This window comes from Roseomonas chloroacetimidivorans (assembly GCF_049629625.1).
In the GTDB taxonomy this organism is placed as follows: Bacteria; Pseudomonadota; Alphaproteobacteria; order Acetobacterales; family Acetobacteraceae; genus Roseomonas; species Roseomonas chloroacetimidivorans.
This window is the reverse complement of the sequence record NZ_JBNBZS010000050.1, coordinates 1-19,058: the sequence shown is the minus strand read 5'-3', so window position 1 is coordinate 19,058 and position 19,058 is coordinate 1. Positions and strand designations below refer to the sequence as shown.

General features: G+C 65.9%; 22 protein-coding genes and 1 pseudogene. 5 read left to right on the top strand and 18 right to left on the bottom strand.

The window, feature by feature from the left end:
* Positions 1-176: 176 nt before the first annotated feature.
* The 3 genes from ACO1BU_RS25905 (at position 177) to ACO1BU_RS25895 (ending at position 1,578) form a co-directional block, all read left to right on the top strand.
* Entirely contained in the window at positions 177-662 is a 486-nt protein-coding gene (locus tag ACO1BU_RS25905; protein ID WP_424138861.1) for a M10 family metallopeptidase C-terminal domain-containing protein, read from the top strand.
* A 262-nt stretch (positions 663-924) separates the two neighbouring features.
* Complete coding sequence (locus tag ACO1BU_RS25900; RefSeq protein WP_424138860.1) at positions 925-1,176, top strand: hypothetical protein; 252 nt, start codon at positions 925-927, stop codon at positions 1,174-1,176.
* Positions 1,177-1,296: 120 nt separating this feature from the next.
* The gene (locus tag ACO1BU_RS25895; protein ID WP_424138859.1) at positions 1,297-1,578 is read left to right on the top strand and encodes a hypothetical protein; all 282 of its coding nucleotides are present in this window, start codon (positions 1,297-1,299) and stop codon (positions 1,576-1,578) included.
* A 231-nt stretch (positions 1,579-1,809) separates the two neighbouring features.
* Here the strand turns inward: ACO1BU_RS25895 and ACO1BU_RS25890 are convergent, their stop codons facing one another.
* Positions 1,810-2,016: a cold-shock protein gene (locus ACO1BU_RS25890; RefSeq protein ID WP_424134959.1), complete on the bottom strand. Its 207-nt coding sequence runs from the start codon at positions 2,014-2,016 to the stop codon at positions 1,810-1,812.
* 29 nt (positions 2,017-2,045) lie between these two features.
* On the opposite strand from ACO1BU_RS25890, the gene ACO1BU_RS25885 reads away from it, so the two are divergent.
* Positions 2,046-2,285: a hypothetical protein gene (locus ACO1BU_RS25885; protein ID WP_424138858.1), complete on the top strand. Its 240-nt coding sequence runs from the start codon at positions 2,046-2,048 to the stop codon at positions 2,283-2,285.
* A gap of 243 nt (positions 2,286-2,528) precedes the next feature.
* Here the strand turns inward: ACO1BU_RS25885 and ACO1BU_RS25880 are convergent, their stop codons facing one another.
* From ACO1BU_RS25880 to ACO1BU_RS25855, 6 genes are all read right to left on the bottom strand, one after another.
* Positions 2,529-4,094 carry an ATP-binding protein gene (locus ACO1BU_RS25880; RefSeq protein WP_424138857.1) on the bottom strand — a complete coding sequence of 522 codons (1,566 nt, stop codon included), beginning with the start codon at positions 4,092-4,094 and terminating at the stop codon, positions 2,529-2,531.
* Between the two features lie 354 nt (positions 4,095-4,448).
* Complete coding sequence (locus ACO1BU_RS25875; protein ID WP_424138856.1) at positions 4,449-5,159, bottom strand: tyrosine-type recombinase/integrase; 711 nt, start codon at positions 5,157-5,159, stop codon at positions 4,449-4,451.
* Between the two features lie 253 nt (positions 5,160-5,412).
* Positions 5,413-5,661: a hypothetical protein gene (locus ACO1BU_RS25870; RefSeq protein WP_424138855.1), complete on the bottom strand. Its 249-nt coding sequence runs from the start codon at positions 5,659-5,661 to the stop codon at positions 5,413-5,415.
* Between the two features lie 335 nt (positions 5,662-5,996).
* A complete protein-coding gene (gene tnpB / locus ACO1BU_RS25865; RefSeq protein ID WP_424138854.1) occupies positions 5,997-6,254 on the bottom strand; it encodes an IS66 family insertion sequence element accessory protein TnpB in 258 nt (85 codons plus the stop codon).
* A complete protein-coding gene (gene tnpA / locus ACO1BU_RS25860; protein WP_424138853.1) occupies positions 6,251-6,697 on the bottom strand; it encodes an IS66-like element accessory protein TnpA in 447 nt (148 codons plus the stop codon). The genes tnpB and tnpA overlap by 4 nt, the downstream gene beginning before the upstream one ends.
* A 33-nt stretch (positions 6,698-6,730) precedes the next feature.
* A complete protein-coding gene (locus tag ACO1BU_RS25855; protein ID WP_424138884.1) occupies positions 6,731-7,756 on the bottom strand; it encodes a transposase in 1,026 nt (341 codons plus the stop codon).
* A 151-nt stretch (positions 7,757-7,907) separates the two neighbouring features.
* Here ACO1BU_RS25855 and ACO1BU_RS25850 point away from each other — a divergent pair, with 151 nt between their 5' ends.
* Positions 7,908-8,375, top strand: coding sequence for a DDE-type integrase/transposase/recombinase (locus ACO1BU_RS25850; protein WP_424138852.1), 468 nt, complete (start codon positions 7,908-7,910; stop codon positions 8,373-8,375).
* Positions 8,376-8,392: 17 nt separating this feature from the next.
* Here ACO1BU_RS25850 and ACO1BU_RS25845 read toward each other — a convergent pair whose 3' ends face one another.
* The 11 genes and pseudogenes from ACO1BU_RS25845 to ACO1BU_RS25795 form a co-directional block, all read right to left on the bottom strand.
* The gene (locus ACO1BU_RS25845; RefSeq protein ID WP_424138851.1) at positions 8,393-8,596 is read right to left on the bottom strand and encodes a hypothetical protein; all 204 of its coding nucleotides are present in this window, start codon (positions 8,594-8,596) and stop codon (positions 8,393-8,395) included.
* A gap of 200 nt (positions 8,597-8,796) precedes the next feature.
* Positions 8,797-9,789, bottom strand: coding sequence for a Bug family tripartite tricarboxylate transporter substrate binding protein (locus ACO1BU_RS25840; RefSeq protein WP_424138850.1), 993 nt, complete (start codon positions 9,787-9,789; stop codon positions 8,797-8,799).
* Between the two features lie 127 nt (positions 9,790-9,916).
* Positions 9,917-11,236, bottom strand: a complete 1,320-nt coding sequence (locus ACO1BU_RS25835; protein ID WP_424138849.1) for an LLM class flavin-dependent oxidoreductase — start codon at positions 11,234-11,236, stop codon at positions 9,917-9,919.
* 61 nt (positions 11,237-11,297) lie between these two features.
* Positions 11,298-12,143, bottom strand: a complete 846-nt coding sequence (locus ACO1BU_RS25830; protein ID WP_424138848.1) for a fumarylacetoacetate hydrolase family protein — start codon at positions 12,141-12,143, stop codon at positions 11,298-11,300.
* A gap of 66 nt (positions 12,144-12,209) precedes the next feature.
* The gene (locus tag ACO1BU_RS25825) at positions 12,210-13,340 is read right to left on the bottom strand and encodes a mandelate racemase/muconate lactonizing enzyme family protein (protein WP_424138847.1); all 1,131 of its coding nucleotides are present in this window, start codon (positions 13,338-13,340) and stop codon (positions 12,210-12,212) included.
* 9 nt (positions 13,341-13,349) lie between these two features.
* Positions 13,350-14,243: a TauD/TfdA dioxygenase family protein gene (locus tag ACO1BU_RS25820; RefSeq protein WP_424138846.1), complete on the bottom strand. Its 894-nt coding sequence runs from the start codon at positions 14,241-14,243 to the stop codon at positions 13,350-13,352.
* 41 nt (positions 14,244-14,284) lie between these two features.
* Positions 14,285-15,355, bottom strand: a complete 1,071-nt coding sequence (gene gcvA, locus ACO1BU_RS25815; protein ID WP_424138845.1) for a transcriptional regulator GcvA — start codon at positions 15,353-15,355, stop codon at positions 14,285-14,287.
* Positions 15,356-16,873, bottom strand: a complete 1,518-nt coding sequence (locus ACO1BU_RS25810; RefSeq protein WP_424138844.1) for a tripartite tricarboxylate transporter permease — start codon at positions 16,871-16,873, stop codon at positions 15,356-15,358.
* A 10-nt stretch (positions 16,874-16,883) separates the two neighbouring features.
* Positions 16,884-17,420 carry a tripartite tricarboxylate transporter TctB family protein gene (locus ACO1BU_RS25805; protein WP_424138843.1) on the bottom strand — a complete coding sequence of 179 codons (537 nt, stop codon included), beginning with the start codon at positions 17,418-17,420 and terminating at the stop codon, positions 16,884-16,886.
* Positions 17,421-17,427: 7 nt separating this feature from the next.
* Positions 17,428-18,240 carry a tripartite tricarboxylate transporter substrate binding protein gene (locus tag ACO1BU_RS25800; protein WP_424138842.1) on the bottom strand — a complete coding sequence of 271 codons (813 nt, stop codon included), beginning with the start codon at positions 18,238-18,240 and terminating at the stop codon, positions 17,428-17,430.
* Positions 18,241-18,594: 354 nt separating this feature from the next.
* A pseudogene (locus ACO1BU_RS25795) lies at positions 18,595-19,058 on the bottom strand (hypothetical protein); the annotation flags it as partial.

Sequence of the window (19,058 nt, the reverse complement as noted above, 5' to 3'; positions counted from 1 at the left end):
CGCTCGCATGTCTCGTCCACCGATCCGCCGCACTTGCCCCTTCCTGATCATTCCCATCGCCTCGTAGCCAGCCAGTGTTCGTCGTGCCGTATGGAAACTGCCGAAGCGAGCCCCGGCCTGACCAGGCGTTTCACGCGCCGGTGGTCCTGTTCCACAATATTGTTCAGGAACTTACATTGCCGCAGGCGGGAGAAGCGCCACAGCTCGCCCTCCTCCTTCAGCTGCTCGATGGCGGCACGGGCAATGACACGCTTACCGGCGGCGCCGGAGACGACGTCCTGACCGGTGGCGCGGGCCGCGACACGCTCAACGGCGGCTCCGGCAATGATCACCTGATCGGTGGCCTGGACAGCGACACCATGTCGGGCGGCTCGGGGAACGACACCTTCACCTTCACCCAGCTTCTCGACTCCAAGGTCGGCAGCGGCCATGACACCATCCTCGACTTCGGCCATGGCGACGTCATCGACCTCTCCGTCATCGACGCCCTGCCGAGCACCAGCGGCGACGATGCCTTCACCAAGCAGGCTGGCGAACTGCACGCCATCCAGTCCGGCGCCAACACGTTGGTCCAGGTCGATCTGACCGGCGACGGCAAGGCCGACTTCCAGATCGAGTTCTCCGGCCACCACGCCATGACCGCATCCGATTTCATCTTCTAAGCACCGCTCGACACACCAGCACCACCGGCCTCGGCTCCCCCCAGGAGCTGGGGCCGGATTGCGTCCCCCGGAGGGTTGCTTCTCCTCCTGCAGACGGACCAGCTCCGCCCGTTCGCGGCCCTCGCCGCACCTCGCTTTTATTCGTGTCGTAGATATGTTGTATCCACCACCTCAAGTGGTCCTTTGTCGGGAAGTGCCCCATATCAGGGCCAACAAGACGACGACGAACAGCCGCCGTCATCCACGAAAAGGATACGGTACGATGTCTAACATTTCGAAGACCCTCCGGGCGCTTGGCCTTGCCGCGGCCCTGCTGGGCCCGATGATGGCCGCCCCGGCCTTCGCTGACGGCGAATACATTGCCGGCCCGACCGCAGTTGGTTCCTGGGCGGATGCTCACCCCGAGAGCCGCACGCCGCTGGCTAGCCAGGGCACGGCCATGACCCAGGGTCAGGCCGCGCTCCAGTCTCTGGAGCAGTCCGGCGCCACGGGCGGTGGCGGTCAGCACGCCTGATCACTGCACTCCGCAGATGAACTGACGGAGGGCCGCTGGAAGAATCTGGCGGCCCTTTTCTTTGGGCAACGCGGCTTCGCCCAGGCGCGAGCGCTAACCTTCAACCCTGGAGATGCAGCCATGTCTTGCGGCTTTATCGTCCGGATCTACCGAGATGCTGCGGCTGACGAACGCGGTGTGATCGAGACGCCGCCCTTCCCCACCTACGCCGAGGCCCGCGCATTTGGCCTGCGGCAGATCGACAAGGGGATGACGGTCGTGAGGATCTGTGCCCCTAAGAAGGGCAAGCCTTCCGCCTGGTGTGTCAAGGAGACGTTCAGGCGAGTGGTGGAGAGTAACGTGACGTCCGGCTATGAGGTCCTTGATGACCGTTGCGCCGGATTTAGGACAGCCGCCGGCTAGCAAGGCGGCCAGTACGCTTGATCGGCGCAGTTTAGAGGTCCGCTCGCATCCCATGGCCGGGGTGGCCAATGACGAATCTACTCAGAGACCATAAGCGGTAAGCGGGGTCATCAGGCATAAACCCCCAAAAAAAGCCCCGGCTGGATTTCTCCAGCCGGGGCTCAAAGCCCATCGCAGCGCGTGCGCTACGACGGTGAAGCCAGGGGAGCGACGGAGCCCGTCGCTCAACCCTTAGGCGAGGCGCAGATTGCCGGCCGAGAGCTTACCCTGCTGGCCGCTCTGCACGTCGTACTCGATCTTGTCGCCTTCACGCGGCTCCTGCATGCCGGCGCGCTGGACGTCGGAGATGTGCAGGAAGACGTCCTTGGAGCCGTCCTCAGGCTGGATGAAGCCGTAGCCCTTGGTGCCATTGAACCACTTAACGGTGCCGATAGACATGATTTGATTCCGATCAAAACGGAAAACCGGTGAGCAACATTACGCACCGGATCATCTTCACTTTGAGACGGAAACAAACCGATGCTCAAATGAATGAGCAGAATAAGCAAACCGAAACAACGAACCTGACGAAGCCTATATGGGCGCGATTGCTCTATTTTGCAAGTTTAATCGGGCGTCGGCTTTTCCGGCGGCCCGAATTTGAATTGTTCTTGATGATGTCAGGATTTTTCTTGATGCGCAGCCCCTACCCTCCCCGCCGCTCATGAAACCAGGCCACCGCGCCGCAGCGGGGCAGCACCTTCTGGGCATACCGGGCCGGCATGGTGGGCGACTTCCACCGGCCGGCCGCCGCCACGTTGGAACGGCCCAGTATCGCCTGCACGACGTGCAGCTTTGCTGCCGTAATCCAAGGAATGGCTGGCGTGGGAGCTTCACACGTCGCCCTAAAAGGGGGCCGCCGGGGGCGCCTGGCCCCCTTTTCTCATAGCCGCCCCGCGTGCGGCCGGTCATCAGCCGTCTTTGATGATCGCTTTGATCCGGCTGGCCAATGCTTCCATCGCGAATGGCTTGGTGAGCACGTGCATGCCGGGCTCCAGGTGGCCATTGCTGATCACCGCGTTGTCCGCGTAGCCGGTGATGAAAAGAACCTTGAGGTTCGGACGAACTTGGCGGCCCGCATCGGCCAACTGGCGTCCATTCAGGCCCCCAGGCAGCCCGACGTCGCTGATCAACAGGTCAATCCGAACCTGTGACTGAAGCAGCTTCAGCCCGGATGGTCCGTCCGCCGCTTCGATCGCCGCATAGCCGAGGTCCTCCAGCACCTCGGTCACGAGCATCCGCACGGTCGGCTCGTCATCGACGACCAACACCGTCTCGCCGTGTTCGGCCCTCGGCCCCGTGGAGAGCTCCGCCAGGGGCTCCGCATCCTCCTCTGCGCCTCGATAGCGCGGCAGGTAGAGGCACATGGTCGTGCCCTGGCCCAGTTCGGAATAGATCCGCACCTGCCCGCCGGACTGGCGCACGAAGCCGTGCACCATGGAAAGCCCCAGCCCGGTCCCCTGGCCGATGGGCTTGGTGGTGAAGAAGGGATCAAAGACCCGCTCGATCACCTCGGGGGCCATCCCCGTGCCGGTATCGGTAACGCAGAGCGAGATGAATTGCCCGGGCGGCAGATCCCGCTCCTGCGCTATGCGGGCGTCCATCCACATGTTCGTGGTCTCGATCGTGATCCGCCCCCCCTCGGGCATCGCATCCCGCGCGTTGATGCACAGGTTCAGCAGCGCGCTCTCCAGCTGGTTCGGATCGGCCAGCACCGCCCACAGTCCCGCGCTCCCGATCACCTCTACCGTGATCGCCGGGCCCACAGTGCGCCTGATCAGATCCTCCATCCCCGCAATCAGCCGGTTGACGTTGGTCGGCCTGGGATCCAGCGTCTGCCGTCGCGCGAAGGCCAGCAGCCGATGCGTCAGCGCTGCCGCCCGCCCCGCAGCCCCCTTGGCGGTCGCGACGTAGCGGTTCAGGTCGTTCAGCCGCCCCTGCGCTATGCGTGTCTCCAGCAGCTCCAGGCTGCCCGATATCCCGGCGAGCAGGTTGTTGAAGTCATGCGCGAGCCCGCCGGTCAGCTGACCTAGCGCCTCCATCTTCTGCGCCTGGAAGAGCTGCTCGCGGGACTGCTCCAGCTGCAGTTGGGCCTCGCGCCGCTCGGTCAGGTCGCGGGTGACCTTGCCGAAACCGATCAGCTCCCCATCGCGGCGGATGGGGTCGATGACGACCATGGCCCAGAAGCGGCTGCCATCCTTGCGGACGCGCCAAGCCTCGGTGGTGAAGCGCCCTGTTTCGAGGGCGGTCTGCAAGGCCTGCTGCGGCGCCCCGCGGAGGCGGTCCTCCTCCGTGTAGAACCGGGAGAAGTGCTCGCCGATAGTCTCCTCAGCCGTGTAGCCCTTGATTCGCTCCGCGCCCATGTTCCAGCTCACTACCCGCCCTTGGAGGTCGAGCATGTAGATCGCGTAATCCACCACACCCTGAATGAGCAGTTGGTAGAGGTCAGCGGCAGGAAATGGTTTGGAGCCGTTCATTGGATTACAGAAGCCTGCATCACCCGAAGCACGTTCATAGCCCCACTTTCGCCGCCGCATTGTCCACGAACAAGCCTCCACGCCTCTGCTGGTTGAAGGCCCCAATCGTTCGGCTGCACCGCTCAGTCGCAACGTCCACGGCATTCCGGCCTCGATTGGAAGATGCAGTGAGGCGGGGGTAACTCCCGATTTCCTTGAACTATGCGATGCCGCGCTGCACGCATTCCGCTGGATTCCTAGCTAGGGATGGAGGGCCCGCAGCCTGTACCGGAACTTGGCGTGAAGGGCTTTGGGCGACCGCAGCTTCCGACAGGAGCATCACCGCAATAACGCCGACGGTCTTTCCCATGTCCATCATTCCCGCCGCCCCTCATAGAACGGCGGCACAGCCCCACGGCTTGCCACCATCCGCTCTGCATAGCGCGCCGGCATGGTCGGGGAGCGCCACCGCCCGGCCTGCATGATCGCCGGCAGCTCGGTGCCGCTGGCGGCCAGGTCCTGCGTCATCCCCACGCGACAGGAGTGCCCGGAGACGCCGTGGGCATTGAGCCCGGCCAGGGCCGCCACGCGCTTGAGGATGCGCGACACGTCAGCGGCCGGAAGTCGTCCCCCGACCCGGCCCGCCTTGTTGACGCTGCGGAAGACCGGCCCTTCCGCGATCCCGGCTGAATCCAGCCAGCTGCGCAGATGGGTGACAGTGCGCGGCGACAGCCACCGCACCTCGCCCTGGCCCTCCTGGTCCGTCTTGCTGCGCGCGATGAGGACAGTGGCGGAGCCATCTTTGGCGAAGGTCAGGTGCGCCACATCCAGCGCCACGGCTTCCGACCGGCGCGCGAGCAGATCCCGCATCACCAGCATGAGGGCGAGGTTGCGCAGGGTGGCGCGGGAAGGGGAGGGGCCTGCTGCCCGGATCGCCAGGCGCACGTCATCATCCACCAACGGGGCCGCCTGCCGCTGGCGAGTGCCGGCGGCGCGGGCCATGCGCTTGAGGGCCAGGCGGACCACCTCGGCCTTGGTCGGATTCTCGACACCAGCGGCGCGGTGCATGGCGCCGATCGCCCACATGGCCTGCGGATCCCGGAGGGTGCGCGGCCAGCCTGCGCCAGCTCATCGACGTAGAGGGCGACGGTGGCGGCCGAGGCAGGGAGGGGGTCAACGCCCTTCCGGCCGGCCCAGGCGGTAAAGGCAGCCGAGGCCTTCCGCAGGGCCCGTTCCGTCTCCGGAGCCAGGACACCGCGCGCAGCCTTGGCATGCTCCTCCAGCCGCACCGCCAGATCGGACGGCAGGGCAGGGGAGACGACGGCGGGGAGGGTGGTGCTCATTCCGACCCTTCGTCGGGCCGCTTCTCGCGGATAGCCCCGCGGTAACGCTCCTTCATCTCCTCGACCCTCTTCTCCACCAGGGTGTTGCCCGCGAAGGGAGCCGCCAGGGCGTCAATGGCGCCCTCCATTTCAGCCATGGCCCTTTCGACGCTGGCGAGATTGTCGGGATCAAAGGTTAGGTCCATCGACCAGCGCTCGAGGGCGGCGGTGAAGGTCGCCAGCTCGGCTGGAATGTCGCGCGCCATGCCTCAGCCCTCATCATGCGTGGTAACTGCCATTGTCGGACATCAGGAATACGGGGGCGTGAGGAGGCGGGTCAGGCCGGGGCAACCGGGCACTTAGCTCACGCTAGGCACGATAATCATAGAAGCTGTGCCTAACTGCCCATCGACAGCGTCCGGCCGGATGGAGCTAAAGCCAGCGCTCGTCTGACACTCCCTGACAGCCGATTCTGGCGGGCCACAAGGGGCCCTGCCGATGTGACTGGGTCTCGTGATCTATCGACCCGGTATGTCAGCCATGCCCGGCGGCGCAGGCTGTGCAAAGCAGCGTCGGAAGTAGCGCGCGCCACGAGCGCCGCTCAATGCCCCACAGCATCAGACCGACATGTGGTAGGGATATCAACGTGATCAGACCATGCGGCTGCCTGGTCTTTGACAAGGAGGGTGCAGAATGTCACGCGACCGGCACGGCGCGAGCGGAACACCAGGACCACGCCCGAGAACGGATCCTGCCCCAGCATCTCGGCGGCCAGCGCCGCCAGGCCATGCGCCCCCTTGCGGAAGTCCACAGGCTGCGTGGCGAGGAGGATGCGTGCGCCCGCCGGGAGCGCGATCACGCCTCCAGCGCCGCGGCCAGCCGGGCGACCACAGCCGCGTCCGCCTCACTCCCGACCCGCAGCACGCGGCCGTTCCGCAGCACAACCTCGATCGCTGCCCCGACCGTCTCCCGGACGGGCGACGCGACGACCTCCGGCACCGCGACCGGGACGCCTGGCCCGACCACCAGCGGCACCAGCTGCGGCGGGCGCGGGACCGTCTTGCGTTTCACCGGCCTGCCCTCGGCCTCGCGCCGCCAACGGTGGATCAGGCTCGGCGAGATGCCGTGCCGCTGGGCCACCTCCAGCACCCGTGCCCCCGGCTCGGCAGCCTCGACCAGGAACACCGCCTTCTCCTCAGCCGTGTAGTCCCGCCGCGCGCCGCGGGTGACGATCTCCACCCGCTCCATCGCTCCAGTGCTAGCACCGGTGCTGGCATTCGTGTTCGCCACCCATCGCGCCATCGCAACACCTCCGTGGCGGACTACCTCGCGAGGTCAAAGACAGCGCGCAAGAAGGGCCTCTACGCCGCGCTTACCGTGAATGCTGGCCGTGCTCGTCATGTCGGGCCGCATCGACGGGCAGGTCGCCACGTCCGTGATCACCTGCGCCATGTCGTCGTCGCACGTCTCCGTCACGTGCACCTTGTAGCCGGTCCAGTGCAGCTGCCGCTTCATGCTGAAGTGCGCCTCCGGGTCATAGGGTGACTGCACGCGCTCGGCCACTGGCGGCAGTTCTGTCGTGGAACGCCAGCGCAGCCGCCCGGCCTTGCGGGCATAGTGCACGCGCCACACGTCGCGCAGCGTCTGGACCATGGGCAGTGCGCAGGCTGCGGCCGGTGCGCCTGGCCCGTCCAAGGCAGCCAGGAGGAGGAAGCCGTCCTCTCCTACCAACAGGGCGAAGGCCTCACGCTTGCCCTGCCCCTTGGGCAGGCGGTACTCCTCGGTGCGGCGGCCATACCGCTCGAACCATTCCGGCGGCGAGATCGTGCGCAACCAGTCCGGCACGACGGCGGCAAGGTCGTCGAGGGTGGCGCGAAGCGTCTCGGCCACGAGCTCCAAGAGGTTCAGGTTGTGCACAGCAGCCAGTACGTGTGTGCTGTCAGTGCGCTGCCTGCCACGAGCCTTGACCAGGCCGCGCTGCTTGAAGCCCTCGAGCATCTGGTCGAGCAGAAGGTGCTCTGCCCGGCCCGCCACCAGGCGGGCCCGGAAATCGCTCAGAACACTGAAGTGGAAACCCGGGTTGGTCAGTTCGAGCCCGAGCGCATACTTCCAGTCGATGCGGGCCCGCACAGCGTCCGCCGCCTGACGGTCACTGAGCTGCTCGAGAAACTGCAAAACCGTCACCAGGGCCAATCGCCATGGCGCGAGCCCCGGCTGACCCCGACTGGAGTACAACGCGCGGAAGTCCGCGTCCTCGAAGAGATCGGAGAACTCGTCTCTAAACCGCATCACCAAGCTGCCCCTGGGGAATGCGGCTTTGGCAACCCGCGCCGTCTCGGTCGGGATCTCGCCTATGGACATCGGGTGCAAGCTCATTGGGGAGACTCGTGGGAGCCGCCTTGACCGGGCAACCGGTCCAGATCTCAAAATTCGACCCGTTCTGATGACCTTGTATCGTCCCCCGACATTGCCAGTTCAGGTGGTATCGCCCCGAATTAACCGACAGTATCAGGTGTTTTTGCGTATAAACGGCGTGCTGCATTACCTCTGGCGAGCGGTGGACCAGCACGGCGTGGTGCTGGACATCCTCGTTCAGGACCGGCGGAACGGGAGTGCGGCCAAGCGGTTCTTCAAGCGCCTGCTCGCGGGCCTCAAGTACAAGCCGCGCCGGCTGGTCACTGACGGGTTGAAGAGCTACGGCGTGGCAAGGCGCGAACTCCTACCCGAGGTCCGGCATCGCAGCAGCCGTTACCTGAACAACCGGGCCGAGAACTCGCATCGGCCCACCCGACGGCGGGAGCGGCAGATGCAACGGTTCAAGTCGGCTGAACAGGCCCAGCGGTTTCTCTCAGCGCACAGCATGATCTATGGCCATTTCCGTCCACGCCGGCACCTGATGACGGCCGGCGAGTATCGGCGCGCCCGCACCAAGGCCTTTCGCAGCTGGCAGCAGGAGACGTGCGCCCAAGCGGCATCATGATCCTGCCGCACCCTCGATCATGCGGCCGAACTTGCCTTCTCGTCGAACAACTTGCCAATGCCCTCCAGCGCCACAACACACGGCGCCTGCCCCGCGAAGAACTCGAGTACTTTGGCCCGCGCCAAGCGCTTGCGAAGCACCACCCGCCCGCCCGCATCAGCGCCATGGGCCTGGAATGCCTGCTTCGCAATGTCGAGCCCGATCGTGCTAGCCTGTCCCACGGACGCCTCCTTTGGTGGTTGCTCAACACCTCCACCTTGGCACGTCGATGCCGTCGGGGGGCGTCCACCCCATCAAGGTCCCGCCGCGGCACGGCGTGGCGGCTTTCCGCGTCTGCGGCGCGCCAAACTCGGCGGGCTGCGGATCTGCATGCCAGTGTCCGAGGCACGTACCCGTGCTCAGCGCGATTTTCCCCAGGCGCTTAGAGCGAAATGCCGGCATCACGGATCACCCGCTCCCACTTCCGAGCTAGGTCTACCATCACTGCCTTTACCTCATCCGGTGAGCGCGGAGGAGCGACCACGAAGCCTTGTGTCTTGAGAATCTCCTTCGTCGAGGCTTCGGACAGGACCTTAGTGATCGCTTCGTTTAACCGCATCACGACTGCCGCGGATGTGCCGGCTGGTGCGTAGAGCACGTTCCAGCCGGACGACTCGAAGCCTGGAATGCCAGCCTCCGAGAGGGTAGGGACGCCTGGCAGCATGTCCACCCGTTCGGTCGAAGTGACAGCAAGCGCTCTCAGCCGGCCGTTGGTGATCTCCGGCAGCGCGAGGGGGAATGTGCTGAAGATCATGGAAACACGCCCCGCTATGACATCCACCAGGGCAGGTGGAATGCCGAGATAGGGGACATGGAGCGTATCCACTCCCGTCATCCGGTTGAACAGCTCGCCACTCAGATGGCCAGGGCCGCCGATGCCATATGATGCATAGGCCACCTCGCCTGGATGCGCGCGCGCGTAAGCGATCAGCTCGGCCAAGTTCTTTACGGGCACCTGGGGGTGCACGACGAGCACGAAGGGAATGGAGGCCAGCTGCGCGACGGGGGTAAGATCGCGCTGCGGATCGTAGGGCAGCGACCGCATGAGAAACTTGTTCAGCTCGACACTGCTGCTGGCCGAGAGCAGCGTATAGCCGTCGGGCTCGGCGCGAGTGACGAGCTGCGTGCCGATCACCGTTGTTCCCCCAGGGCGGTTCTCAATCACCAACGGCTGGCCCAGTATCGCCGAAATCTGGGGCGCAATAGCACGGGTAAGCAGATCGACGCTGCCACCAGCGGTAAGAGGGACGACTACTCGGATGGGCCGAGTCGGATAGGCTTCCTCCGATGCGGCCCTGGCGGAGCCCTCACCTTTCCAGGCCGCCAAGCCTGCCCCGAACAGTCCCAGCCCGGCACGTCGTCCGATACCCGTCATTCCGTCGCTCCCTCTTCCAAAACTGTTCGCCCGCAACCTTTGTGACACGCCCTTTTCTGGACCCGCCGGCAGTGCTGGCGCACCGGTGCGTACTCCGCAGAAGCGAGCCGCCGCAGGAGGCGAAGCTTTACCTTCCGGCACGCGGCCGTGGGACATCGAGATGGTCTCGCAGTGTGGTGCCCTCATAGGCGGTGCGGAAGAGACCGCGACGCTGCAGGATCGGCACGACCTCGTCGATGAAGATATCGAGCATTGAGGGAAGCACCGGTGGCATCAGGTTGAAACCGTCCGCGGCGCCGTCCTGGAACCACTCCTCGATCAGGTCGGCGATCTGCTCCGGCGTGCCGACCGTGGTGAAATGACCCCGCGCGCCTGCCAGATAGGATAGAAGCTGCCGTAGCGTCGGCTTCTCACGCCGCACGAAGCTGACAATGACCTCGGTCCGGCTTCGTGCCGCCTGAACCGTGCTGGGATCCGGGAAATCCTCGGGCGAGAGCGTTTTGTCGAGCGGCAAGTGCGAGAAGTCGTACCCCCCGAAACGCGTGCTGAGGCGCTCGCGGCCCACCGCAGGATCGGTGAGATCGTTCAGCTCGTCGGCAAGACGTTGCGCGGCAGCCTCGGTAGGTGCGATCACCGGGCTGAGGCCTGGCAGGATCAGCACATGCTCGGGCCGCCTGCCCTCGACCTCAGCGAGGGACTTCAGATCCGCATAGAAATCCCGCGCCGCCTGCTTCTCCATCTGCGCAGTGAACACGGCCTCCGTGTGGCGCGCGGCGAAGCGCCGGCCTGTTTCCGAGGAGCCCGCCTGCACGAAAACCGGCCGGCCCTGCGGCCCGCGCGGCATGTTGAGCGGCCCTGCAACCTGATAGTACTGGCCGGCGTGATCGATCGGCCGGATCGCCTCCATCCGCGCATAGTCGCCGCCAGCGCGGTCGTCGAGCACCGCGTCGTCCGCCCAGCTGTCCCACAACGCCTTCACCACCTGCACGAACTCTTCGCCGCGCGCATAGCGGTCATCATGGCTGACCAGCTGGTCCCCTCCGAAGTTCCGCGCCGCGGCAGGTAGCCAGGAGGTCACGATGTTCCAGCCTACGCGCCCGCCGCTGATGTGGTCGAGCGAGCCGAATTGGCGCGCGAGGTTGAAGGGTTCCGAATAGGTCGTGGAGGCCGTGGCGATCAGCCCGATGCGGCGTGTCGATCCCGCGATGGCGGCCAGGGTGGTGATGGGCTCCAACCAAGTGCTGGGCGCGTGCCGGGCTGTGTTCGCAAGGGCGAGCGTGTCCGCGAGAAAGATGGAATCGAAGAATCCCTCCTCGGCACGGCGCGCGAGATCCCGAAAATACTCGATGTCCGTCAGCGCGCGGGGCGAGGCCTCGGGATGCCGCCAGGAGGCCTCGTGATGGCCGCGGCTGTGGATGAAGAGATTCAGGTGAAGCTGGCGTGTCATCGCTCGCCCTCGTTCGAACGGTTGGTCTAGATCCCGCGGGAGCGCGGAACGCGGCACGGCATCAGCGATAGCTGACGACGTGCTGGCGCTGCGTGCCCAGCCCCTCGATCCCAAGCTCCACCACGTCGCCGGGCTTGAGCCAGACCGGCTCCGGCTTCTGTCCCATGCCGACTCCCGAGGGTGTGCCGGTCGCGATGATGTCGCCGGGCATGAGCGTCATGTAGCGGCTGACATAGGAGATGATGGCCTTCACGCCGAAGATCATTGTGCGCGTGTTGCCATCCTGCATACGCCGGCCATTCACGGAGAGCGACATGGGAAGAGCTTGCGGATCCGGCACCTCGTCCTTCGTCACGAGCCAGGGGCCGGCCGGCCCGAAAGTGTCGCAGCCCTTGCCCTTGTCCCACTGGCTACTCTGCATCTGAAAGGCCCGCTCGGAAACGTCGTTGACAACGCAGTAGCCGGCGACGAAATCCAGCGCCTTCTCCTCCGGCACGTTGCGCGCAAGCGCGCCGATCACCACGCCCAGCTCCACCTCCCAATCAAGCTTAGTGGAGTTCAGGGGCTGGATGGTGTCATCATTAGGCCCGCAGATCGCGGAGTTCGCCTTAAAGAAGACGATCGGCTCCGAGGGGATCGGCAGGCCAGATTCGGCGGCGTGCTCGGAGTAGTTCAATCCGATGCAGATGAACTTCGAGGCGTTAGCGACTGGCACGCCATAGCGCGGCTTGTCCTCGATCAGCGGCAGGTTCGTGGCACTGATGGCAGCCAGCTTGGCCAGGCCCGCCGCCGAGAGGGCGCTACCGTCGATATCCGGCAGGACGGCGGAGAGGTCGCGAAGGCGCCCTTGGTCATCGACCAGAGCGGGCTTCTCCTGACCCGGTGCGCCAACGCGGCAAAGCTTCATGATTCCTGCTTTCCTGAGATGATATGGTCGCCACGGCCGGCGAAGGGAATGGTGGCCAGGCCGACTTCAGCCGCCTGATGACGCCGGGCCGCCTCCCTGCCTGGCCTTCATGCCGGACCGGCTGGCGGTGTCGAAGCTGTCCAGGGCGGCCCGGTTCACCTGAGCGTCGTCCAGCTCAGGCCAGTAGCCCGCCGGAAGCACCATGCTCCCGCGCTCGAAGGGCGGAGGGTTACGGAGCAAGGGGCTGGACAGCTTCAAATATCCGTTCATCTCCCCGGCATTGTCGATCACCTGTGGCGCGACCGCCGCCTCCATCCAGCAAATGATCTCCGTGGCCACGCCGTCGCCCATCACCAGGCCCAGCCCTGCCTCACGTGCAATCCGGCCGGCCGTGACGAGGCCGTCGAGCGTTCCGAACTTCTTCAGCTTAATCTTGACGTAACCGACGCCGGGGATCTCACCAGCACGGCGGATGTCGCCAGTGTCGTAGATGGACTCGTCCAACATGACCGGCACGGTGGAAACGGCGGCGACGGCGGTATTCGCGTCCCAATCGTCCATGGCACAGGGCTGTTCGAACAGCTCGATCCCGCCCGGCTCCAGCTCCCCGGCGAAGCGGATGCCATCCTCGCGGCTGAATCCCCGGTTGGCATCCAAGCGCAGCGTGGCGCGTCCCCGCACCAGCTGTTGGATCTCGCGCACCCGCCTCGTATCCGCGGCGGCCTCGAATCCAACCTTCACCTTCAGGGCGCCATAGCCCTCGGCGAGCAACTCCTCGAGCTCCGCCTCCAGCGACGGCCCGGAGGTAGCATGGATCGGGGCCAGAAGTGGAATCCGGCACTCCCGGTCCATCCGCAGCGCGGGGTGCCGGCAGGCCATCTCGATGGCCGTGCCAAGGACCGTCACCGCATGGGAGTCGCCGGGCAAGGACCGGGTCAGCATCCCGATCGCCTCCCTCGGCTCCATCCCGACAAGGCGCGCGGCATGCCCGCGCACGAAGGCCCATCCGCTCTCCGGCAACTCATGCCCGTAACCTGGGCTGATGACCGCCTCGCCAAAGCCGACGCGCCCATCCGACAGGGTCACGCGCGCGACGATCGGGTCGAAGGCCGTGAAGGTGCGCGAAGACACCTTGTACGGAACCCGGATCGGAAGGTCGAGGCGCCAAGCCTCGACCCTGACCACACGGACGGCCATGCGACTGCCTCAGACCGTCGCGTAGCGCAAGCCGGAGACCTGCGTGCGCCGGAGAAGCCGGCGGGTGGACGGATCGAAGGGATCGCGGCGATGCATGGTCGAGTAGTTGTCCCACATCACCACGTCGCCCACGCGCCATTCCTGGTACCAGCACAGCTCCGGCTGCGTCGCATGGGTCCAGAGCGCGTCGAGCATCCGCTCGCTCTCCTCGAGCGACAGGCCCGGAATATAGGCATTCAGGCGCCGCCCGAGATACAGGGCGAGGCGCCCGGTGCTGGGATGCCGGATTACCAGCGGATGCACCGCGCCCGGCACCGAGCGGGCATCATCCGTTTCGCTGAAGCCGCGCCGCAGCTCGCCCGCGCTGTTGCGGCTCGCATCATGCTTGCAGCTGTGCGTCTCTACGAAGCGCTTCAGCTCCGCAGGCAGGGTCTCATAGGCTCGGTACATGTTCGCATAGCCGGTGTTACCGCCCTGCGGCGGAACCTCGACCGCATAGAGGCAGCTCGCATAGGGCGGCTCCTCGGCATAGGACATGTCCGTGTGCCATTTCGACTCCCCGTCACCGAGGCCGCCGATCGGTCGGCCATTCTCGATGATGTTGGAGATCAGCAGGACATAGCCGGGCTGCTGGTCCTCGCCCCGGCGCGCCGAGGCGATGGGCGCGCGGTCGAGCTTGCCGAAATGCGCCGAGAAGCCGGTGAGCGCCTCGTCGTCCAGCTCCTGCCCGCGGAAACGCAGGACGAGGTGGTCGCCCCAGGCCTGCTTGATGCCGGCGACCGCTTCCGCCGAGAGCTGCCTGGAGAGATCCAGGCCGATGATGTCGGCCGCCAGGGCGCCCCCGGTCGGAACGGCGGTGACGCCACCAGCATAGGTGACCGGAGCGGCTGCATCCAACGGCATGATCATTCTCCTGGTATCAGGCGATGTCGCCCATGCGTGAATTAGCCAGCCATCTCGCCGGGCCGCGACTTCATAGTTCTGGGGGTGCCCAAGGCACCGAAATGCAGCCTTTCGCGCTTCGGCGGCGGTTCCCCGCGCGTTGCCGCGGCCTCCGCCAGAATCCATTCGCGGAAGTGCGTGACCGGGCGCGCCACATGCCCTTTGGGCCAGATCAGATGATAGGCCTCGTCACGCGGCAGGCGCAGGGAGAAGGGCGCGATCAGCCGGCCTGCCTTCAAATCCTCATCGACGAAGGGAAGCCTTGCCATCGCGATGCCCAGGCCGTGTAGCGCCGCCTCGCAGACCAGCGCGAAGGAGTCGAAGCGCGGCCCGCGTTCACCACTGATCCCGGACATCCCGGCCGCCTTGAGCCAAGCTGGCCAGTCATCGGCAGCGCTGGACACATGCAGCAACGTCCGCCCGGCGAGGTCCGCTGGCGAGTTCAGAGGGCCCTTGCGCAGCAATTCGGGGGAGCAGACGGGGAAGAGCTCCCCGGGAAACAACAAAGCCTGGTTCAGCCCAGGCCAGTCCTCGCCGAGCCGGACGGCAACATCCATATGCGCGCCGAGGAAATCGGTGCCGCGTTCCGTGGTGGAGAGGCGAAGTTCCACCTCGGGGTACATGGCGTGAAAGCGCGGGAGCCGAGGAATGAGCCAACGCAGTGCGAAGTTCGGTAGGGTGCTGACCGCCAGCGCCTGCGGCCCCTCACCGCCCCGCAACTCCTCCGTCGCATCCGCGATCCGCTCAAAGGCCTCACGCAGGACCGGGAGATAGGCGGCGCCGCGCTCCGTAAGCATGAGCCCGTTGTGCAGGCGCTGAAACAGGCGAACGCCAACATGCTCTTCCAGGCTCTTGACTTGGTGGCTGATAGCCGTCTGCGTCACCATCAGTTCGGCCGCCGCCCGCGTGAAGCTGCCGTGACGCGCGGCGGCCTCGAAGGCGCGCAGGGCATTCAGCGGCGGAAGGCGCCGGCGCCGGTCCTCCGTGCTTCCGGCCCCCGGCGCGGAAGGAGAAGCGGGTACGGCGCCTTCCTCACGGATCTCAGTCGATTCGAGCGCCGTTCCCGGGGGCACCTAGGCCTCCTCCTCCATGGCTTCCCGTGCGACGCGGCGGCTGTAGCCCAGGGCCCAGGCGATGACCTGCAGCACCAGGAGCAAGCCACTCACCGACAGCAGGATCCCCAGCGCCGGGCCGGTGACAAAGGCACCCCAGTCGCCGGCTGACATCATCAGGGCGCGGCGGAAGCTCTCCTCAAGCCGGTCACCCAGAACAAGGGCAAGCAGGAGCGGCGCCATGTCGTAATCGAACTTGCGCAGCAGATAGCCGGCCAACCCCGCGACCATCATCACCCAGACGTCAAAGCCGGACGAGTTCACGCTGTAAACACCGATTACACAAATCGAGATAATGACCGGTGCCAGAGCAAAGTAGGGGATGCGCAGCAGGTTTACGAAGAGCCCGACCAGGGGCACGTTGAGCAGCAGCAGGACGGCATTGCCCACATACATGCTGGCCACGAAGCCCCAGAAAACGTCGGACCGCTCCACCAGCAGCATGGGCCCGGGCTGAATACCGTGAATCATCAGGGCCGAGAGGAGGATGGCGGTGGCGGGAATGGAGGGTACGCCGAGCACCAGCAGCGGGATCATTGCCGTGCCGGTGGTTGCGTTGTTCGCCGTCTCCGGCCCGGCCACGCCCTCGATCGCACCCTTGCCGAAGCGTGAGGGATCGCGGGCCAGGCGCTTCTCCACCGCGTAGGAGACGAAGGTGGACACGACATGGCTCACGCCCGGTATGATCCCGAAGACCGAGCCGATGACCGATCCACGTGCCACGGCGGGCGCGGCCTGTCGCAGCGCGGCGCGGTCAGGCAGCATCTCGCTCAGCTTCGGGTGGACCGGGCGCAGATTCGCCATCCGCTCCAGGCTGAGCAGGATTTCCGAGACACCGAAAAGACCGATCGCCAGGGCCACGAAGTCGAGCCCGTCCGACAGCTCCAGGCTGCCGAGAGTGAACCGCGGAACGCCCGTGAGCTTGTCGAAGCCGATGGTTGAGAGGAACAACCCCGCCGCAAGCATTGTCACCGTCTTGGCGAAAGGCGTGGGCGAGACCAGCGCGATGACGGAGAGACCGAGCAGGATGACCACCGCCTCGGCCGCCGGATCGATCGCCAGCATCGCCTCCGCCAGGGGAGGCGCCAGGAACATCAGCAGCACAATTGAGACAGTTCCGCCGACGAAGGACCCGAGCGCCGCAATTGTCAGCGCATGGCCCGCACGGCCCTGCCGCGCCATCTCATGCCCATCCAAGCAGGTCATCACCGAGGCGGCCTCGCCGGGGATGCGGACCAGGATGGAGGTAGTCGATCCGCCATACATGGCGCCGTAGAAGATGCCGGCCAGCATGATGATGGCAGAGGTCGCGTCCATGCCGAAGGTGAGCGGCAGCAGCAGGGTCATCCCTGCCAGCGGGCCGAGGCCCGGTAGGATCCCCACCACCGTGCCCCAAAGGCAGCCGAGCAGGCAGTAGCCGAGATTGGTCGGCGTGAGTGCTGTGCCGAACCCTGCCATGAGCTGGTTGAAGGCGTCCATTGACCTGGCCTCAGAACGGTCCGGCCGGAAGCGAGGCCTCCAGCAGTCTTGCGAAGAACAGCCACATCGCGCCCGCAAGCGCGGCCGCTAGCAGCGCGCAGACGACGAGCCGCAGCGGTGAGAGAAGGCGGAGCATGGCGAAGATGAACAGCCCGAGCGCGAGCGGCGCGCCCAGGGTCTCGAACAGGGCGGCCAGCAGGAACAGCGCGATTAGCGCGAGCCCGGTCACCCTGTCGACCAGCCGCACCTCGCGATCGGCGCCCTCCGCGCTGGATGAGCGCCCGGCCTTGAACAGCGACCAGAGGCCGGAGAGGAGCAGCACCCCGCCCGCCACTGCCGGCACGAATCCGGCCGCCGGGAGAGCCACGCTGCCGAGATCGAGATCCAGGGCACCGCGCAGCATGCCGGCGCCCGCGCAGGCGAAGGCTGCGGCGATCGCCATCTCGCCCCGGCGGCGGCGCACGGACAGGAGGGGTGGGGGAGAGAACACCGACATCGCGGTCTGGCTCCCTTCGGCATCGGCCACGAGGGGCGGCACAGCGTTCATGCCAGCCTCACGATAGCAGGCCGATGTCTTTCAGAACCTGCGTATCGCTCGCCGCCTGCTCCTCAAGCATGGCTGCGAAGGCGGGGCGCGTCATGCTGCCGTCCAGTGTAGCGCTGTCACGCAGATAAGCCTGGAAGCGGGCGGAGCGCACCACCTTACCGATTTGGCCGTAAAGCTCCTCGATCACCGGCTCCGGCGTACCGCGCCGCAGGAACATGCCGCGCCAATGATAAGCGATGATGTCGATGCCGGCTTCGCGGAAGGTCGGGATATCGTTGAAGCGCCCGAGCCGGTCCTCGCCCGTCTGGGCCAGCACCGTCGTCCGCTCACGGAACGTCTCATAGACGCTGATATTGCTCATCGAGGCTTCGAGATGGCCGCCCATTACGCCGGTGATCGCGCGCGAGCCACTGTCGAAGGGGATCCAGGTGAAGCGGGCCCCTGCCTTCGCGGCGGCGCGAAGCATGGCGATCTGGTGAGGCCCACCCAAGGCGAAGCCGCCAATCCGGACTGCGCCGGGGCGCTTGCGCATTGCCTCCAGGAAGGCGGCGAGATCGGGATAAGCGCCCTGCTTTACATAGAGCGCGAAAGGATCGAGCTGGAGCCGGTACAACGGCTCAAAATCCGTCCAGCGGTGCTGGGCCGTGGGAAGCTGGAGGATGGAGGTGATGCCAGTGCCATCCGAGAAGACCGTGCGCCCATCGGCGGGAAGTTGCTTGAGCATCGCCATCGCTACCTGGCCGCTGGCGCCCGGCCGCGCATCCACCACCACCGGATGTCCGGCGATCTGCTGCCACTCCTCGGCCAGCAGCCGCAGCATGACATCCTGCGGGGCACCCGGATTCGAACCGTGGAGAATCCTCAGGGCTTGGCCTTGAGCCCTAGCCAGCCTCGGTGCCACAAACGGGGCAAGCGCCAGAGTCCGGGTCAGAGTTCGCCTTCGGATCATAGTAGTTCCTCGCTGATTGTTCTTGCGCCCCGGACGGAAGGGGTTCGGGCAACACTTCCGCAGGCTGTCCGCTGAGTAAATGGGACTTGGCCTCAGTCTGGTTGAGAAAAACTTGGCCAGGGCAGCGCTATGTCGGCCTGAAGATTGAAGGAAGGCGCGACACGTCACACGTGAGGCGGTCCCGCCAGCAGCGAATAAGCAGTGGGACTGCCGCGAAACTGGGGGTCAGGCGACGATGGCCGCTTGCGGGTGACAGTCGTTGGCAGCCGAGAAGCGCTGGCCGAAACCGGTGCCGAGCGTGCCGTTGTAGACGGCGCAGCGAACCTGGAGCAGCCGGCCGGCGCCTCGGCGTGACCAGCGCATCTGCTGCGACTTGTTCATGCGGCGGTTCACCAGGAAGTTGGCCGTGCCCTCGGTCAGCGCCGTGCCGACCCGCAACCCGGCCCGGTGCCGCTCGCCGTAGTTGACGAGCCAGTCGCTCTGCCCGACGAGGTAGCCGTCCAGCGCCCGCAACGCGGTCCACAGCTTGCGCGAGGGCGCGATGGACCTGTGGATGCCGGTTTCGCCCCGGAAGTGGTGCATGACCGCGCGGATGCGATCGATGCTGATCCCGGCATCCTTGGCCTTGCCGTTCCACAGCCGCCAGCGCAGGCGCTCGACCTCTTCGACGATCACCGCCTTCGCAACCG

What these genes read in the sequence shown, in the direction of transcription:
- ACO1BU_RS25805 (WP_424138843.1), bottom strand. Translation starts at nt 17,420, where the DNA reads ATGAACGCTGTGCCGCCCCTCGTGGCCGATGCCGAAGGGAGCCAGACC.
- ACO1BU_RS25800 (WP_424138842.1), bottom strand. Translation starts at nt 18,240, where the DNA reads ATGCTGCGGCTGCTGGCCGAGGAGTGGCAGCAGATCGCCGGACATCCG.
- tnpA (WP_424138853.1), bottom strand. Translation starts at nt 6,697, where the DNA reads ATGGCGCGATGGGTGGCGAACACGAATGCCAGCACCGGTGCTAGCACT.
- ACO1BU_RS25900 (WP_424138860.1), top strand. Translation starts at nt 925, where the DNA reads ATGTCTAACATTTCGAAGACCCTCCGGGCGCTTGGCCTTGCCGCGGCC.
- ACO1BU_RS25895 (WP_424138859.1), top strand. Translation starts at nt 1,297, where the DNA reads ATGTCTTGCGGCTTTATCGTCCGGATCTACCGAGATGCTGCGGCTGAC.
- ACO1BU_RS25890 (WP_424134959.1), bottom strand. Translation starts at nt 2,016, where the DNA reads ATGTCTATCGGCACCGTTAAGTGGTTCAATGGCACCAAGGGCTACGGC.
- ACO1BU_RS25880 (WP_424138857.1), bottom strand. Translation starts at nt 4,094, where the DNA reads ATGAACGGCTCCAAACCATTTCCTGCCGCTGACCTCTACCAACTGCTC.
- ACO1BU_RS25820 (WP_424138846.1), bottom strand. Translation starts at nt 14,243, where the DNA reads ATGCCGTTGGATGCAGCCGCTCCGGTCACCTATGCTGGTGGCGTCACC.
- ACO1BU_RS25825 (WP_424138847.1), bottom strand. Translation starts at nt 13,340, where the DNA reads ATGGCCGTCCGTGTGGTCAGGGTCGAGGCTTGGCGCCTCGACCTTCCG.
- ACO1BU_RS25835 (WP_424138849.1), bottom strand. Translation starts at nt 11,236, where the DNA reads ATGACACGCCAGCTTCACCTGAATCTCTTCATCCACAGCCGCGGCCAT.
- ACO1BU_RS25840 (WP_424138850.1), bottom strand. Translation starts at nt 9,789, where the DNA reads ATGACGGGTATCGGACGACGTGCCGGGCTGGGACTGTTCGGGGCAGGC.
- ACO1BU_RS25830 (WP_424138848.1), bottom strand. Translation starts at nt 12,143, where the DNA reads ATGAAGCTTTGCCGCGTTGGCGCACCGGGTCAGGAGAAGCCCGCTCTG.
- ACO1BU_RS25855 (WP_424138884.1), bottom strand. Translation starts at nt 7,756, where the DNA reads ATGTCCATAGGCGAGATCCCGACCGAGACGGCGCGGGTTGCCAAAGCC.
- ACO1BU_RS25810 (WP_424138844.1), bottom strand. Translation starts at nt 16,873, where the DNA reads ATGGACGCCTTCAACCAGCTCATGGCAGGGTTCGGCACAGCACTCACG.
- ACO1BU_RS25870 (WP_424138855.1), bottom strand. Translation starts at nt 5,661, where the DNA reads ATGGCGCGCGACATTCCAGCCGAGCTGGCGACCTTCACCGCCGCCCTC.
- ACO1BU_RS25875 (WP_424138856.1), bottom strand. Translation starts at nt 5,159, where the DNA reads ATGTGGGCGATCGGCGCCATGCACCGCGCCGCTGGTGTCGAGAATCCG.